17 protein-coding genes are annotated in these 16,264 nt (G+C 61.3%); 7 read left to right on the top strand and 10 right to left on the bottom strand.

The genetic code is table 11. The features are described from left to right. The first annotated feature begins 59 nt into the window (after positions 1–59). From GH769_RS02175 to cmoB, 4 genes are read left to right on the top strand one after another with little or no spacing between them, the layout of a single operon-like run. Positions 60–449: a protease inhibitor I42 family protein gene (locus GH769_RS02175; RefSeq protein WP_032903312.1), complete on the top strand. Its 390-nt coding sequence runs from the start codon at positions 60–62 to the stop codon at positions 447–449. A 1-nt stretch (position 450) separates the two neighbouring features. Next, positions 451–1,107 carry a lysoplasmalogenase gene (locus tag GH769_RS02170; protein ID WP_014717081.1) on the top strand — a complete coding sequence of 219 codons (657 nt, stop codon included), beginning with the start codon at positions 451–453 and terminating at the stop codon, positions 1,105–1,107. 36 nt (positions 1,108–1,143) lie between these two features. After that, a complete protein-coding gene (gene cmoA / locus GH769_RS02165; protein ID WP_014717080.1) occupies positions 1,144–1,887 on the top strand; it encodes a carboxy-S-adenosyl-L-methionine synthase CmoA in 744 nt (247 codons plus the stop codon). Beyond that, positions 1,884–2,840, top strand: a complete 957-nt coding sequence (cmoB, locus tag GH769_RS02160; RefSeq protein ID WP_020301206.1) for a tRNA 5-methoxyuridine(34)/uridine 5-oxyacetic acid(34) synthase CmoB — start codon at positions 1,884–1,886, stop codon at positions 2,838–2,840. Before cmoA ends, cmoB begins: the two co-directional genes overlap by 4 nt. A 140-nt stretch (positions 2,841–2,980) precedes the next feature. On the opposite strand, the gene tadA is transcribed toward cmoB, so the two are convergent. From tadA to lptF, 10 genes are all read right to left on the bottom strand, one after another. After that, a complete protein-coding gene (gene tadA / locus GH769_RS02155) occupies positions 2,981–3,478 on the bottom strand; it encodes a tRNA adenosine(34) deaminase TadA (protein WP_019817664.1) in 498 nt (165 codons plus the stop codon). After that, positions 3,478–4,860: a multicopper oxidase family protein gene (locus GH769_RS02150; RefSeq protein WP_032903393.1), complete on the bottom strand. Its 1,383-nt coding sequence runs from the start codon at positions 4,858–4,860 to the stop codon at positions 3,478–3,480. Before GH769_RS02150 ends, tadA begins: the two co-directional genes overlap by 1 nt. A 225-nt stretch (positions 4,861–5,085) precedes the next feature. Then, complete coding sequence (gene pdxJ / locus GH769_RS02145; RefSeq protein ID WP_003188860.1) at positions 5,086–5,829, bottom strand: pyridoxine 5'-phosphate synthase; 744 nt, start codon at positions 5,827–5,829, stop codon at positions 5,086–5,088. A 51-nt stretch (positions 5,830–5,880) separates the two neighbouring features. Further along, positions 5,881–6,567: a DNA repair protein RecO gene (gene recO, locus GH769_RS02140; protein ID WP_019817662.1), complete on the bottom strand. Its 687-nt coding sequence runs from the start codon at positions 6,565–6,567 to the stop codon at positions 5,881–5,883. Between the two features lie 154 nt (positions 6,568–6,721). Beyond that, positions 6,722–7,624, bottom strand: a complete 903-nt coding sequence (era, locus tag GH769_RS02135; protein ID WP_005785147.1) for a GTPase Era — start codon at positions 7,622–7,624, stop codon at positions 6,722–6,724. Continuing rightward, on the bottom strand, positions 7,617–8,306 hold the full coding sequence (gene rnc, locus GH769_RS02130; RefSeq protein WP_003188856.1) for a ribonuclease III: 690 nt from the start codon (positions 8,304–8,306) through the stop codon (positions 7,617–7,619). Before rnc ends, era begins: the two co-directional genes overlap by 8 nt. Positions 8,307–8,450: 144 nt before the next feature. Continuing rightward, complete coding sequence (lepB, locus tag GH769_RS02125) at positions 8,451–9,305, bottom strand: signal peptidase I (RefSeq protein WP_003188855.1); 855 nt, start codon at positions 9,303–9,305, stop codon at positions 8,451–8,453. Between the two features lie 5 nt (positions 9,306–9,310). After that, positions 9,311–11,110, bottom strand: coding sequence for a translation elongation factor 4 (gene lepA / locus GH769_RS02120; protein ID WP_003188853.1), 1,800 nt, complete (start codon positions 11,108–11,110; stop codon positions 9,311–9,313). 222 nt (positions 11,111–11,332) lie between these two features. Then, a complete protein-coding gene (gene lptG, locus GH769_RS02115) occupies positions 11,333–12,412 on the bottom strand; it encodes an LPS export ABC transporter permease LptG (RefSeq protein ID WP_003188851.1) in 1,080 nt (359 codons plus the stop codon). Then, positions 12,405–13,523 (bottom strand): LPS export ABC transporter permease LptF, encoded by a 1,119-nt coding sequence (gene lptF / locus GH769_RS02110; RefSeq protein ID WP_003188848.1) that lies wholly within the window; start codon positions 13,521–13,523, stop codon positions 12,405–12,407. The genes lptG and lptF overlap by 8 nt, the downstream gene beginning before the upstream one ends. Before the next feature lie 284 nt (positions 13,524–13,807). Between lptF and GH769_RS02105 the strand changes: the two genes are divergently transcribed. From GH769_RS02105 to GH769_RS02095, 3 genes are all read left to right on the top strand, one after another. Continuing rightward, positions 13,808–15,298 (top strand): leucyl aminopeptidase, encoded by a 1,491-nt coding sequence (locus GH769_RS02105; protein WP_014717073.1) that lies wholly within the window; start codon positions 13,808–13,810, stop codon positions 15,296–15,298. 74 nt (positions 15,299–15,372) lie between these two features. Further along, the gene (locus GH769_RS02100) at positions 15,373–15,801 is read left to right on the top strand and encodes a DNA polymerase III subunit chi (RefSeq protein ID WP_014717072.1); all 429 of its coding nucleotides are present in this window, start codon (positions 15,373–15,375) and stop codon (positions 15,799–15,801) included. Positions 15,802–15,808: 7 nt separating this feature from the next. After that, positions 15,809–16,183 (top strand): hypothetical protein, encoded by a 375-nt coding sequence (locus GH769_RS02095; protein WP_003188844.1) that lies wholly within the window; start codon positions 15,809–15,811, stop codon positions 16,181–16,183. Positions 16,184–16,264: the final 81 nt, after the last annotated feature.

Below are 16,264 nucleotides of genomic sequence, written 5' to 3'. Positions count from 1 at the left end.
TCACACCTTGTCTCATCTTCGGTTATGCTCCCCCTTCGTCGTGTATTAACGGAGCCTTCATGACCGCTGCCCGCCTGTTTCTCCCCTTGAGCCTTGCCCTGCTGGCCGCATGCGCCAGTGCCCCCCAGCAAAACGTCAGCGTGGACAACCAGAGCGCCTGCCCGCTCCAGCTTAAAAACGGGCAAAACCTGATCCTCACCCTGCCCAGCAACCCCACCACCGGTTACCGCTGGGCCATCCAGGACTCCGCGGGCGGCGTGTTGCGCGCCTTGAGCCCTGAGGTCTACAGCAGCACCGAGTCCGGCGTGATCGGCGGGGGCGGCCAGTCCACCTGGCGCTTCCAGGCGTTTGCCCCAGGGCAAGGGCGTTTGCGCCTGACATCCCAGCAGCCCTGGGAGCCAGAGGCCGAACCTGTCGAAACCTTTGACTGCGCCATTACGGTGAACTGATATGCCCTGGCTGATCCTTGCCTTGATGGGCGCCGGCACCTTTGTCTACGGCCTGGCGACCCATGCAACGCTGCTGTGCCTGCTGGTCAAGCCGCTGCCGGTGCTGGCGCTGCTGGGTTGGCTGCATGACGCGCCGCCCACCGAGTATCGACGCTGGATCAGCCTGGGGTTGATTTTTTCCGTGGTGGGCGACGTGTTACTTGCCTGGCCAGGCGACCTGTTTATCTTTGGCCTGGGCGCGTTTCTGTTCGCGCATTTGGCTTATCTCAAAGCTTATTTCAGTGACTGTCGGCGCTTGGCGCTGCTGCCGCTGGTGCTGGCCCTCGGCGTAGGCGCAATCTTGCTGAGCATCCTGATCTCCCACGGCCTCGGTGAACTGCTGATACCGGTGGTGGTTTACGCGCTGGTGATCAGCGCCATGCTCTGGCGTGCGTTGGCACGACTGGGCAGCGAGGTGCCCAAACGTTCAGCGTGGCTGGCGGCGGTGGGTGCGGTGTCGTTTGTGGTTTCCGACGCGCTGATCGGCATCAACCGGTTTGTGCTGGCGTTCGAGGCAGCGCCGTATTTGCTGATCACCACCTACTGGCTCGGGCAGTGGGGCATCACCGCCTCGGCTTTCCATCAGACAACCCGCGCATCCGAGGAGCAACTTGGCTAAAATGCCGGCCTTTCCCCCATCGTCGCCGGAACAGCCGTGAGCAAAGAACCCGATCGCCTATTCGCCCAGCCCCTGCCCCAGGTGCCGGACTTCGCCTTTAACGAGGATGTGGTGCGGGTGTTCCCGGACATGATCAAGCGCTCGGTGCCGGGCTACCCCACCATCGTCGAAAACCTCGGCGTGCTGGCCGCGCAATTTGCCCAACCGGGTAGCGTGCTGTATGACCTGGGCTCTTCCCTGGGCGCCGTGACCCAAGCCCTGCGTCGCCATGTACGCACCGAGGGTTGCCGGGTGATCGCCGTGGATAACTCCGCCGCGATGGTCGAGCGCTGCCGCGAATACCTCAATGGCCAGGACTCGATGTTCCAGGAGTTGCTGCCGGTGGAGGTGATCGAGGGCGACATCCTCGCCCTGCAATTCAAGCCCGCCTCGGTGGTGGCCCTGAACTTCACCCTGCAATTTATCGCCCCCCAGGAGCGCCTGGCGTTGCTGGGGCGCATTCGCCAGGCGCTGCTGCCGGGCGGGGCGTTGATCCTCTCGGAAAAGCTGCGCTTTAACGATGTTGAAGAGCACGCGCTGCTGACCGACCTGCATATCGCCTTCAAACGCGCCAACGGCTACAGCGAACTGGAAATCGCCCAGAAGCGCAGCGCCATCGAAAACGTCATGAAGCCCGACAGCCTCGAAGAACACCGCGAACGCCTGCTGGCGGCCGGGTTCTCGAAAGTCGTGCCGTGGTTCCAGTGTCTTAACTTTGCCTCGTTAATTGCCTTGCCATGATTGATTTGTCCCCCCTCGCCCGCCATCTGGTCGGCACTCCCCTGGCCGTGTGGGCCCAGGGCCTGCAAGCGCAGCTCGATAGCAAGATGGAAAAAGGCCATGGCGACCTGGAGCGCTGGCAGAGCGCCTTGGATGCACTGCCGAAGATCCAGCCCAACAGCGTAGATTTGCTCAACGGCCTGGTGCTGGACACCGATTGCGACGACGCCACCCGCGAACAGATGCACACGGCGCTGATGGGCCTGAGCCCCTGGCGCAAAGGCCCGTTCCATCTGTTCGGCGTGCATGTGGACACCGAGTGGCGTTCGGACTGGAAGTGGTCGCGGGTCGCGCCGCACCTGAACCTCAAAGGCAAGCGCATCCTCGACGTGGGCTGCGGCAACGGCTACTACATGTGGCGCATGCTCGGCGCCGGGGCCGACAGCGTGATTGGCGTGGACCCCAACTGGCTGTTCTTCTGCCAGTTCCAGGCAGTGCAGCGCTACTTGTCCGAGCCCAAGGCCTGGCACCTGCCGTTCCCGTTCGAAGACTTGCCGGCGAACCTGGAAGGCTTTGACACGGTATTTTCCATGGGCGTGTTCTACCACCGCCGCTCGCCCATCGAACATTTACTGGCGTTGAAGGACACCCTGGTCAAGGGCGGCGAGCTGGTATTGGAAACATTGGTGGTGGAAGGCGACCAACAACAAGTGCTGGTGCCAGAAGACCGTTACGCCCAGATGCGCAACGTGTGGTTCTTGCCGTCGGTGCCGGCGTTGATGCTGTGGCTGCGCCGGGCCGGGTTCAGTGACGTGCGGTGCGTGGATGTGAGCGTGACCACGGTTGAGGAGCAGCGTGGAACGCAGTGGATGAAGTATCAGTCGCTGAGTGATTTCCTGGACCCTGAGGATCACAGCAAGACCATTGAAGGGCTGCCGGCACCGATGCGGGCGGTGATCATCGCGCGCAAATAACACCACGCTCGTCCTGAAAAAATGGAGATCAACGGTGGGAGCTGGCTTGCCTGCGATAGCGGTGGGTCAGTCAATATTGGGCTGACTGACAGATGGCTATCGCAGGCAAGCCAGCTCCCACATTGATATTTCAGTGTTCTTTAGAGTGGTGGCTTGGCCCGGCGAGCCTTGAAGAACTCGCTCAGGACAGCCCCACACTCCTCGGCCAATACCCCGCCCTCAAACAACACCCGATGGTTAAGAAAACCCTGGGTAAAAAACTGCCCCTGGCTTTGCACGATGCCCGCCTTCGGCTCCAACGCGCCATACACCACCCGCGCCACCCGCGAATGCACGATCAGCCCGGCACACATGCTGCACGGTTCCAGCGTCACGTACAGCGTGCTGCCCACCAGCCGATAGTTGCTGATCGCCTGAGCAGCGGCGCGGATCGCGACCATTTCGGCATGGGCGCTGGGGTCGTTGCCACTGATGGGGCAGTTGAAGCCGCGGCCGATGATTTCACCGCCCTGCACCAGCACCGCACCCACCGGCACTTCGCCCAATGCAGCACCTTGGGCGGCGAGCGCCAGGGCTTCGCGCATAAAATCCTGGTCGCGGCTGCGGTCGATAATCGCGGCGGGGCGAATCTGGCGCATCACGCCACCTCGATGGCGGCCATCAGGCCGGTTTCCATGTGGTCGATCACATGGCAATGGAACATCCACACCCCTGGGTTATCCGCCACCAAGGCCACGCGGGCGCGTTCGTTCTTGCCCAGCAGGTAGGTGTCGGTGAAGTACGGGATCACCTTGTGGCGGTTGGACGCAAGCACCTTGAAGCTCATCCCGTGCAAGTGGATCGGGTGCTGGTATTGGGTCATGTTCTTCAATTCGAAAATATAGCTCTTACCCTTCTCCAGCTTGGCAATTGGGCGGTCGGCACAGGTCTTGTCGGTGATGTCCCAGGCCTGGCCGTTGATCTGCCACAGGCTCGGCGGCTTGCCGTTTTCGACATTGACCGACACTGAACCGACCCATTCGAAATTGAAGTTGAGTTTCTCGGCATTGGCCAGGTCTGGCTCGGCAACCGGGTTGGCCGGCAATGCCGGTGGCCACAGGGTAGGCGCGTCGGTATTGGCCACCGAGCGGAAGGTGCCAAGGCGCACCGGGCCGTTGCGCAACGACAGTTCTTCGCCCGCCGGTGGCGCCTTGATCGCCAGGCAAATACGCATGCCCGGGCCCAGCCAATATTCCTTGCCCAACGGGCGCGGCTCGATGGGGTTGCCGTCCAACGCGTAGATCTGCGCTTCGACCCCGGGAATATTGAGGCGATAGGTCACAGTGTTATCGAGGTTGAGCAGGCGCACGCGGGTGATTTGCCCAGCCGGCAGGTCGATGACCGCCTGGGGCACCCCATTGATGGTCGACAGGCGCCCGGCCGTGCCGCCACGCGCCGCTTCACGGGGGATGCTGAACTCGACAAACGCGCCCTCTTCGTCGATGTGCCAGTTCTTCAGGCTCAAAGTGCGTTCGTACTTGAAACCGGTGCGTTCGCGCTCTTCCACGATCAACGGGCCGACCAGGCCACGGCCGAGTTCTTCGCTGCTGCTTACGTGAGGGTGATACCAGTAGCTGCCGGCATCGGGTACGCGGAATTTATAGTCGAAGTATTCGCCAGGCAGCACCGGCAATTGCGAGACGTAGGGCACGCCGTCCATTTCCAGCGGCAGGCGGATGCCGTGCCAGTGGATGGTAGTGGCGACTGGCAGATGGTTGATAAAGCGCACCCGCAGCCATTCGCCTTGGCGCACCCGCAACTCGGTGCCCGGCGCCGATGGGCCGAACGCCCAGGCCTGGGTCTTATGCCCCGGCACCAACTCTACGTCCAGGGGCGCGGCGATCAGCTCGTAATCGTGCCCCGCCTCGGACTCAGCGACTTTCCCCAGCCAGTAGCGGTAGCCACCGCCGGCACCGACGCCTACTACGGCCAGGCCAGCAAGACCACCCAGGATTTGTCGACGGGAAAAGGATCGGGACACAACAACCTCGCGTATCTGCCGCAGGCCAAGGGCCCGCAAAGGGCTGATACGATACACCTGCGTCGGCTAAACAGTAAGGCTTCGCATTGCCGCATGCCAAAAACGCCGACGACTCATCATGTGGGAGCTGGCTTGCCTGCGATTGCAGTGGGCCAGCTACGAATGCGTCAACTGACACTCCGCTATCGCAGGCAAGCCAGCTCCCACAATGATCTTCATTGTTTATCAGTGCTTGGCAGCGGCCAGAATCAGGGCTTTCATCTCGGCCACGGCGCCTTTGAAACCGACGAAAAGCGCGTGCGCGACCAGCGCATGGCCGATGTTCAGTTCGTTGATGCCCTTGATCGCAGCCACGGCTTCGACGTTGTGGTAATGCAAGCCATGGCCGGCATTGACGATCAAGCCTTCGTTGAGCCCGCAGTTCACGCCGTCGATGATGCGTTGCAGTTCGTCGGCCACTTCGGTCGGCGTGGTGGCATCGGCATAACGGCCAGTGTGCAGCTCGATCGCCGGGGCGCCGACGCGGCGGGAGGCTTCGATCTGGCGTTCGTCGGCGTCGATAAACAGCGAGACTTCGCTGCCGATCCGCGACAGGCGCTCCACCGCAGCCTTGATCCGCGCTTCCTGGCCGGCGACGTCGAGGCCGCCTTCGGTGGTCAGCTCCTGGCGAGTTTCCGGTACCAGGCAGATATGCGCCGGGCGAATGCGCTCGGCGAACGCCATCATTTCTTCGGTGACGCCCATTTCGAAGTTCATGCGGGTTTGCAGCACGTCCTTGAGCAGCAGCACATCGCGCTCCTGGATGTGACGGCGGTCTTCGCGCAGGTGCACGGTGATGCCGTCGGCGCCCGCTTCTTCGGCGTCCAGCGCGGCCTTGACCGGGTCAGGGTAACGGGTGCCCCGGGCCTGGCGCAGGGTGGCGACATGGTCGATGTTGACGCCAAGAAGAATGCGATTGCTGGTGGTCACGGAAGCGCTCCTGAAAAGGGAAAGAATCGGTGCACAGCATACACGGGGATGTCAGGGCTTTCGAAACAACTCGCGACTGACCAGCGGCCGCCCGCCCAGGTGCACGGCCAGGGCCTGGCGCATCAGGCGCTTGGCGGCGGACAGCGCACCGGGAGCGTGCCAGTCGGCTTCACTCATGGCCAGCAGTTCGGTGCCCTGAAACAGGCCGGGCTGCAGCAGGTACACGCGCTCAAGCCCCGCATCGACTTGCAGGCGATACATGCCATCGGCGGCGATGGGCTCTCCGTGCAAGTCGTTGGCCAGTTCGAAGCCGTAGCCAAGGTCGTCGAGCAAACGCCATTCGAAAGCGCGCAGCAGCGGTTCCAGCGGACGGCCTTCAGCGAGGGCCAGCAAGGTGGCAGCGTAGTGATCAAAGACTGCCGGGTGCGGGTCTTCGGCGGGCAGCAGGCGGATCAGCAGCTCATTGAGGTAAAGGCCGCTGAATAACGCATCGCCATTCAGCCAGGCCGAGGTGCCAACGCTTTCCAGGCGGCCGACGTTTTTCAGCTCGCCCTTGCCGCGAAACTCCACGTCCAGCGCCACGAACGGCCGCGCCAAGGTGCCCGCCTTGCCCCGCGCGCTGCGCAATACCGCGCGCAGGCGGCCTTGGGGCGTGAGGAAGTCCACCAGCGCACTGGTTTCGCGGTAGGCGCGGCTGTGCAGGACATAGGCAAGTTGGCTGGGGGGGGAGGCGGACATGAGGCTCTCTCGCAGAACGTGAAACAGCGCCGATCCAATGTGGGAGCGGGCTTGCCCGCGATGGCGGCGTCACAGTCAACATCTCTGCCGAATGTTACATCCTCATCGCGGGCAAGCCCGCTCCCACAAAGTTTTGCAGTGTGTTCGAGGCCCGTTACAGGTCGCCGTAGCCCAGGGAGCGCAACGCACGCTCATCATCGGACCAGCCACCCTTCACCTTCACCCACAGGTTGAGCATGATCTTGGAGTCGAACAGCAACTCCATATCCTTGCGCGCTTCGGTGCCGATGCGCTTGATGCGCTCGCCCTTGTCGCCAATGATGATTTTCTTCTGGCCGTCACGTTCGACGAGGATCAACGCATGGATATGCAAGGTCTTGCCCTGCTGCTTGAACTCTTCGATTTCGACGGTGATCTGGTACGGCAGCTCGGCGCCCATCTGGCGCATGATTTTCTCGCGGACCAGTTCGGCGGCAAGGAAGCGGCTGCTGCGGTCGGTGATCTGGTCTTCCGGGAAGAAATGCTCGTTTTCTGGCAGGTAACCGGCGATCACGCGCTCCAGGGCTTCGAGGTTGTGGCCGTGCTGGGCCGAGATCGGCATGATCTGGGCGTTCGGCAGTTGCTCCTGCAACCAGGTCAGGTGCGGCATCAGCTCGGCTTTGTCTTCGATACGGTCGGTCTTGTTCAGCGCGACGATCAACGGGCCGGTCACGTATTGCACACGCTCGAGGACCATCTGGTCTTCGTCGGTCCACTTGGTGCGGTCAACCACGAAGATCACCACGTCGACGTCTTTCAACGCGGCCGAGGCGGTCTTGTTCATGTAGCGGTTCAGGGCTTTCTCGCCGCCTTTGTGCATGCCAGGGGTATCGACATACACCGCTTGCACGTTGCCTTCGGTCTTGATGCCCAGCATGTTGTGGCGGGTGGTCTGGGGCTTGCGCGAGGTGATCGCGAGCTTCTGGCCGAGGATGTGGTTGAGCAGCGTGGACTTGCCCACGTTCGGGCGGCCGACGATGGCAACATAGCCACAGCGTGTTGCGGTTGAATCAGTCATGGCCATTCTCCACGCCCAGGGCAATCAGTGCTGCAGCGGCCGCTACCTGTTCGGCAATACGACGGCTCACACCCTGACCTCGGCTTTTTTCGTTCAATAAAGTGATTTCACATTCCACGAAGAACACCCGGCAATGGGGCTCGCCCTGGATATCCACCACTTCGTAGCGTGGCAGTTCGCAACCGCGGGACTGCAGGTACTCTTGCAGGCGGGTCTTGGGATCCTTGTTGGTGTCTACCAGCGTCAGGCTTTCGATTTCCGAGGCCAGCCAGGCGACAACGCGTTCCTTGGCCGTCTCCATCCCGGCATCGAGGTAGATCGCACCGATCAAGGCTTCCAGGGCATCAGCCAGGATTGACTCGCGACGGAAACCGCCGCTTTTCAACTCACCGGAACCCAGCCGCAGGTACTCGCCCAGGCCAAAGCCTCGGGCCAGCACGGCCAGGGTCTCGCCTTTCACAAGGCGTGCGCGCAGGCGCGACAGCTGGCCTTCTCGCGCTTGGGGGAAGCGCTCGAACAGCGCCTCGCCGGCGGCGAAATTGAGGATAGCGTCACCGAGGAATTCCAGGCGCTCGTTATTGCGCCCTGCAAAGCTGCGGTGTGTGAGGGCAAGGACCATCAATTCCTGGTCCTTGAAGGTGTAGCCGAGCTGACGCTCGAGACGACTTAGAGAAACGGTCACGGTTTATCCATATCTAGTTGATGGCACCGGCGGCCATCGACGATTGACGCAGTGTTCAAATTCAAATCCTGATGGGTACCGGGCATCGGAAAATGTCCAAGCCCCAGAAAAGCATTCGGCGCTGTGTTCACAGCGCCGCTTGTATTACTTGATCAGCCCGACCCGCGAGAAGTTCGGCAGGTGGCTGAGCTTGGGTTCCGGCCAACTCATCCAGACCGCGAAGGCTTTGCCGACAATGTTCTCGTCGGGCACCATGCCCAGCAAGTCCTTGGGAATGTTGGGGTCATCCCAGTAGCGGCTGTCGTTGGAGTTGTCGCGGTTGTCGCCCATCATGAAGTAATGCCCGGCAGGCACTTTCCACTGGCCATCCGGCATCGCGCGGTAGCGGCTCATTTCCTTGCGGATTTGGTGCTCCACCGCGCCGAGTTTTTCCTGGTACAGCTCGGCGCTGCCCAGGGTATTCGGCTCGGCGCCCAGCAGCTTCTCGGCCACCGACTCACCGTTGATGAACAGGCGCTTGTCGCTGGTGTAGCGCACCACGTCGCCCGGCAGGCCGACCACACGTTTGATGTAGTTGACGTTCGGGTCGCTTGGGTAGCGGAACACCATCACATCGCCGCGCTGCGGGTCACCCACGGGGATGACTTTTTTGTCGATCACCGGTAGGCGAATGCCGTAGGAAAACTTGTTCACCAGGATGAAGTCGCCCACATCCAGGGTCGGTTTCATCGACCCCGAAGGGATCTGGAACGGCTCTACCAGAAACGAGCGCAACACCAGCACGATGAACAACACCGGGAAGAACGACTTGCCGTACTCAACCAGCAAGGGCTCTTTGTTCAGCTTCTCGACCACCACCGCATCGGGCTGGCTGACGCTGCCCTGATAGGAAGCAATGGCCGCCCGACGACGCGGGGCGAAGAACACCAGATCGAGCAACGCCAGGAGACCACAGACGGCAACGGCAATGACCAGCAACAGCGGGAAATTTAGTGACATAGGACCTAACTATCCAACCTGAGCACCGCAAGGAAGGCTTCTTGTGGAACTTCCACGTTGCCTACTTGCTTCATGCGTTTTTTACCGGCCTTTTGCTTCTCAAGCAGTTTGCGCTTACGGCTTACGTCACCGCCGTAGCATTTGGCCAGTACGTTCTTTCTGAGAGCCTTGACGGAGGTCCGTGCAATGATCTGCCCGCCGATGGCGGCCTGGATCGCGACGTCGAACATCTGGCGCGGAATCAGTTCTTTCATCTTCTCGGTCAGTTGGCGACCTTTGTAATGCGCGTTGTCCTTGTGCACGATCAGTGCCAGGGCATCTACCTTGTCGCCGTTGATCAGCACATCCAGTTTCACCAGATTAGCCGATTGGTAACGATCGAAATGGTAGTCCAGCGAAGCATAGCCGCGACTGGTGGACTTGAGACGGTCGAAGAAGTCCAGGACCACTTCGTTCATCGGCATATCGTAGGTCACTTGTACCTGAGTACCGAGGAACAGCATGTCGCGCTGCACGCCACGCTTTTCGATACACAGTGTAATGACGTTGCCCAAGTGTTCCTGCGGTACCAGGATATTGGCCCGCACGATCGGCTCGCGCATGTCTTCGATGGCCGACAGGTCCGGAAGCTTGGAGGGGTTGTCGACGTAAATCGTTTCACCGGTTTTGAGCAGCAACTCAAAAATAACGGTTGGCGCGGTGGTGATCAGGTCCAGGTCGTATTCGCGCTCAAGGCGCTCCTGGATGATCTCCATGTGCAGCATGCCCAGGAACCCGCAACGGAAGCCGAAGCCCAGGGCGTCGGAGCTTTCCGGGGTGTACTGCAACGACGAGTCGTTGAGGGTCAGTTTTTGCAGGGCTTCGCGGAAATCTTCGAAGTCATCGGAGCTGACCGGGAACAGGCCGGCGTAGACCTGTGGCTGGATGCGCTTGAAGCCGGGCAGCACGTCGACGTCTGGCGTGGAGCTCAAGGTCAGGGTGTCACCTACTGGCGCACCATGAATGTCCTTGATGCCGGCGATAATGAAGCCTACTTCACCGGCTTTCAGATCAACGGTAGCGGTGTGCTTGGGGTTGAATACACCGACGCTGTCCACCAAGTGGATCTTGCCGGTGGACTTGACCAGGATCTTGTCGCCCTTCTTCACACGGCCATGGCGCACGCGCACCAGGGACACAACGCCCAGGTAGTTGTCGAACCAGGAGTCGATGATCAACGCTTGCAGCGGATCTTCGTAGTTGCCGGTCGGCGCGGGAATGGTGTGCACCAGGCGTTCGAGCACTTCGTCGACACCCAGGCCGGTCTTGGCGCTGCAGGTGACGGCGTCGGTGGCATCGATGCCGATGATCTTCTCGATCTCTTCCTTGACGCGCTCAGGCTCGGCCTGGGGCAGGTCGATCTTGTTGAGCACGGGCATGACTTCCAGGCCCTGCTCGATCGCGGTGTAGCAGTTGGCAACCGACTGCGCCTCGACGCCCTGGCCGGCATCGACCACCAGCAACGCACCTTCACAGGCCGCCAGCGAACGGCTGACTTCGTAGGTGAAGTCAACGTGGCCAGGGGTGTCAATGAAGTTCAGTTGGTAAGTGATGCCGTCTTTGGCCTTGTAGTACAGCGTGACGCTGTGGGCCTTGATGGTGATCCCGCGCTCGCGTTCGAGGTCCATGGAGTCCAGTACCTGGGCTTCCATTTCACGCTCGGCAAGGCCGCCGCACATCTGGATAAATCGATCGGCCAGCGTCGACTTGCCATGGTCAATGTGGGCGATGATGGAGAAATTGCGGATATGACTCAAATCACTCACGGATCAACACTCAAAAAGGCTGCAGGCAGATTGCCCGCTGAAAAATAGCCGGGAATTGTACCTGATGCTCAGGCCAGACGTCATCTTTGCTGACCAATACAAAAAAGCCCCACTTTAATGGGGCTTAAAACTGTAGGAGCGAGCTTGCTCGCGAAAATCGCCAACGATAACGCGCTTATTCTGGATAAACGCGGCGTTTCGCAGACTTTCGCGAGCGCGGCTTCAACCCGCCCGGCGCAGCAGCCAGAACCCAGCCACGGCGCAGATGGCCGTAGGCACCAGCACCGCAAACAGCGGCGAGAAGCCGAATACCAGGCTCGACGGCCCAAGCAAATCCTGGGCGATGCGGAAGGTGAAGCCCACCAGCACGCCGGTAAATACCCGTTGGCCCAGGGTCACGGAGCGTAATGGCCCGAAAATGAAGGAAATCGCCATCAACACCAAGGCGGCGGTAACCACCGGCTGCAAGACTTTCACCCAGAACGCCAGCCAGTAGCGGCCATTGTTCAAACCCTGCTCCTTGAGGTAGTGGATATAGCTCCACAAACCGGAGATCGGCAGGGCTTCCGGCACCATGACCACGGTATTGAGCAATTCCGGCTTGAGGGCGATATCCCACTGTTCGGTCGGCACGTTGACCACTTCGGTGCTGGACTGGGTGCCCTGGCCCACGTTACGGAAGTGCGTGGTGGTGACGTCGCTCAGTTGCCATTGCTCGCCACTGTACTGCGCGCGCTTGGCGAAGCTGGACGACAGCATGTGCCGTTCTTTGTCGAAGGTGTAGCGGGTCACCCCGATCAACAGGCCACCCGGCTGCACGGCATTGATGTGGATGAACTCGTCACCTTGGCGGTGCCACAGGCCATGCTTGGCGCTTTGCGCATCGCCCGAACCCTGGGCCAGGGCGCGATTGGCCTGGGCGGTGGCTTCGGCCGGTGGCGCGACGTACTCACCGATCAGCACGCTGCACGCCATCAGCAGCAGCATCGGCTTCATCACCGCCCAGACGATACGGCCGATAGACACCCCGGCGGCGCGCATGATGGTCAGCTCGCTGTTGCTGGCCAGGGTACCCAGGCCGATCAGGCAACCAATCAGCGCGGCCATTGGCATCATGTCGTAGAGACGACGCGGCGCGGTCAGTGCGACGTAGCTCAGCACGTCCGTGACTGTGTAAGTGTCAGTAACGTTGCCCACTTCATCAATGAAGGCGAACAACAAGGCCAGGCCGAGGATGATGCCCAGTACCGCGAGGATGGCGATCAGTACGCTAATGCCGATGTAGCGATCAAGCTTAGCCACGGGCCAACTCCTTCAGGCCACGACGGCTCTTCATTTTCAAACGGATAGGTTCCCAGTAGAGCAGCCCCAGGCCGATCATCAGGAAAACCCCGTGCACCCACCACAGGCCCAGCGCTGGCGGCAACTTGCCCTTTTCCAGGGAACCACGGGCAGAAATCAGGATGGTCAGGTAGGCCATGTACAGCAGGATCGCCGGCAGCAACTTGAGGAAACGCCCTTGGCGCGGGTTGACGCGCGACAGCGGCACGGCCATCAAGGTCACGATAAACACCAACAGCGGCAGGGACAGGCGCCATTGCAACTCGGCGATGGAGCGCAACTCCGGGCTGCCGAACAGCGATGAGGTGGGCAGTGCGTCGCGGTCGGTGACCTCGTCACTGATCTCGGCCTTGGGCAGCATGACGCCGTAGGTGTCGTACTTGATCGCCCGATAATCCGCCAGGCCAGGGCTGCCGTCGTAGCGGTAGCCGTTTTCCAGGATCAGGTAGCGGTTGCCATCGGGGCGGATTTCCTGGCGACCGCTGTCGGCCACCAGGATGGTAATGCCACGGTCTTTCTGGTTCTGGCCGAGGTTCTTCTGGGAAATGAACACGCCGCCGAGGTTGGAACGGTCGTCGGTCATGGTTTCGGTGTAGGTCACCCGCGAGCCGTCGCTGAGCGCCTGGAAGCGACCGGGCTCGAGGGTGTCGAACTCCGTCATCGCATCCTGCTTGTTCAGCAGCAATTGGAATTGCATGGCCCCCTGGGGCGCCAGGCTCATGCTCAACCAGGCCACCACCAGGGCAACACCGGCGGCAGGCACCATGGTCATGGCCAGCAGGCGCTGCTGGCTCATGCCGGTGGCCGACAGCACGGTCATCTCGCTTTCCAGGTACAGCCGGCCATAGGCCAGCAATATGCCGAGAAACAGGCCAAGCGGCAGGATCAACTGCAGCATGCCGGGCATCCGGTAGCCCATGATCAGGAACAGTGAGCCCGGATCCAGGGCGCCGGCGGCGGCTTGGGCCAGGAACTTGACGAAACGACCACTCATGATGATGACCAGCAACACCGCACTCACGGCACTCAGGGTCAACAGGACTTCGCGGGACAGATAACGGAAGACAATCAAACCAGACACTCCAGGGTTGTCAGGCTAAGGCGGCCAAACAAGCAAGCATACCGAGTCGACCCGTTTACCACGGGCCGGCTAAAAAGATGGCGCATTATCCTGTGATTGACCGCGCCTGTCACGGAGCTTACTCATGCGCACGCACAAAGCGTGCGCCAAGGGTTGTCAGGCTCCGCTGGCGAGGTTCAAACTGCGGCCTTTGTCGCTGGCGGTTTACAACGCTGCCGAGCTTTAAAGCCGGAGTACAAGCTCCCGGCTCACAGACCTTGATAAGGGACCCGAAAATGGAATTGGTTGTAAAAAGCGTTAGCCCCGAAACGTTGAAAACCGCCACCCTCGTGGTCGCTGTCGGCGAAGGCCGCACACTCGGCGTCGCCGCCAAGCAACTGGACGAACTGAGCGGCGGCGCTATCAGCGCAGTGCTCAAGCGCGGTGACCTGGCCGGCAAGGTCGGCCAGAGCCTGCTGCTGCAGAGCCTGCCCAACCTTAAAGCCGAGCGCGTTTTGCTGGTGGGCGTGGGCAAGGATGCCGAACTGGGCGACCGTCCGTTTCGCAAGATCGTCAGCGGTCTCCTCACCACCCTCAAGGGCCTGGGCGGCAGCGATGCGGTGCTGGCACTCGATGAAATCGTGGTCAAGGGCCGCGACAGCTACGGCAAGACCCGACTGCTGGCTGAGTCGCTGGTGGACGGCGGCTATATTTTCGACCAGTTCAAGAGCCAGAAAGCCGAACCCCGCGCCCTGAAGAAAATCACCCTGCTGACCATCAAGGCTGCCCAGGCTGAAGTCCAGCGCGCCGTCACCCACGCCCAGGCCATCGCCAACGGCATGTCGTTCACTCGCGACCTGGGCAACCTGCCGCCGAACATCTGCCACCCGACGTTCCTGGGCGAACAGGCCAAGGCATTGGGCAAAGAGTTCAAGGGCCTGAAGGTTGAAGTGCTGGACGAGAAGAAGATCAAGGACCTGGGCATGGGCTCGTTCTATGCCGTGGGCCAGGGCAGCGACCAGCCGCCACGCCTGATCGTGATGCAATACAACGGCGGCAAGAAGTCCGAGAAGCCTTACGCCCTGGTAGGTAAAGGCATCACCTTCGATACCGGCGGCATCAGCCTCAAGCCGGGCGCCGGCATGGACGAGATGAAGTACGACATGGGCGGCGCCGCCAGCGTGTTCGGCACCCTGCGTGCCGTGCTGGAACTCAAGCTGCCGATCAACCTGGTGTGCATCCTGGCCTGCGCCGAGAACATGCCGAGCGGCGGCGCGGCTCGCCCGGGCGATATCGTCACCACCATGAGCGGCCAGACCGTAGAGATCCTCAACACCGACGCCGAAGGCCGTCTGGTGCTGTGCGACGCCCTGACCTACGCCGAGCGCTTCAAGCCCCAGGCCGTGATCGACATCGCTACCTTGACCGGTGCCTGCGTAGTTGCCCTGGGCGCCCACACTTCGGGCCTGCTGGGCAACAACGACGAACTGATCGAGCAACTGCTCAGCGCCGGCAAGGCCGCCGACGACCGCGCCTGGCAACTGCCGCTGTTCGATGAGTACCAGGAACAGCTCGACAGCCCGTTCGCCGATATCGCCAACATCGGTGGCCCGAAAGCCGGCACCATCACGGCGGCCTGCTTCCTGTCGCGCTTTGCCAAGAACTTCAACTGGGCTCACCTGGACATCGCCGGCACGGCCTGGACCAGCGGCGGCAAGGACAAGGGCGCCACTGGCCGTCCGGTGCCCCTGTTGACCCAATACCTGCTGGATCGCGCCAAGGCTTAAGCGGCCCCTGCGCCCCTCTGTAGGAGCGAGCTTGCTCCTACAGAGGGGCCATCAGGCCAACCCCAGGATTTTCAATGCCCCAAGTCGACTTCTATATATTGCCCAGCGCCGATCCCCTCGCGCGCCTGGACTTTGCCTGCAAACTCACCGAAAAAGCCTGGCGTATGGGCCATCGCATCTACCTGCACTGCAGCGATGCCGCCCAACGTGACGAACTTGATGCCCGTCTGTGGCGCTTCAAGGGCGAAAGCTTCGTGCCCCACGGCCACGCCGAATCCGAACCTGAAAGCCTGGTTGTGCTGGGCTTGGGAGACAACTGCGGCGATCACCATGACTTGCTGGTCAACCTCGACCTGAAAGTACCGGCCTTTGCCCAAGCGTTCGCCCGTGTGGCGGAAGTGGTGGTGGAAGACCCGGCTATTCGTCAGGCCGCGCGGGAGAGTTTCCGTTTCTACCGCGAACAGGGCTATCCTCTGCAAGATCACCGGCTACAACGACTTTGAGTACATGATGGACACTCCAAACCCGCTGAAAAAAGACGACCACCTGCTGGATGACCTGGAGTCGATCCGTCAGTTGCTGGGTGATGACAACCTGCAACCGCCGCTGCTGACCGAGACGGCCGATGGCGAGGTACAGATCCCGCTGCTGTTCGACATGGTCGGCGGCAAGCCTGCCGCGCCGGCACCTGTGGTTGCTGAACCCGCCCCAGCCGCCGAAAAAGCCCCCGATGCCCTGCTGCTGCACCTGGACAACGAACTGCGCGCCGCCGCGCAATTGATCATGCAGGATGTGATCGACGACTTTGCGCCGCATATCGAAGCCGAGATCAAGCGTCGGATGGATGCGCGGATGGAGCGGTTGCTCAGCCAATACCAGAACTGAAAGTCCCCCCCATCCTTGTGGGAGCTGGCTTGCCTGCGATGGCGGCGCATCAGTCGCCGAAGATGCTGACTGAAACACCGC

Origin of the sequence: Pseudomonas sp. CFSAN084952 (assembly GCF_009648855.1) — a bacterium.
In the GTDB taxonomy this organism is placed as follows: Bacteria; Pseudomonadota; Gammaproteobacteria; order Pseudomonadales; family Pseudomonadaceae; genus Aquipseudomonas; species Aquipseudomonas paracarnis.
The sequence above is the reverse complement of the archived record's forward strand: the minus strand, read 5'-3'. Positions and strand labels throughout refer to the sequence as shown.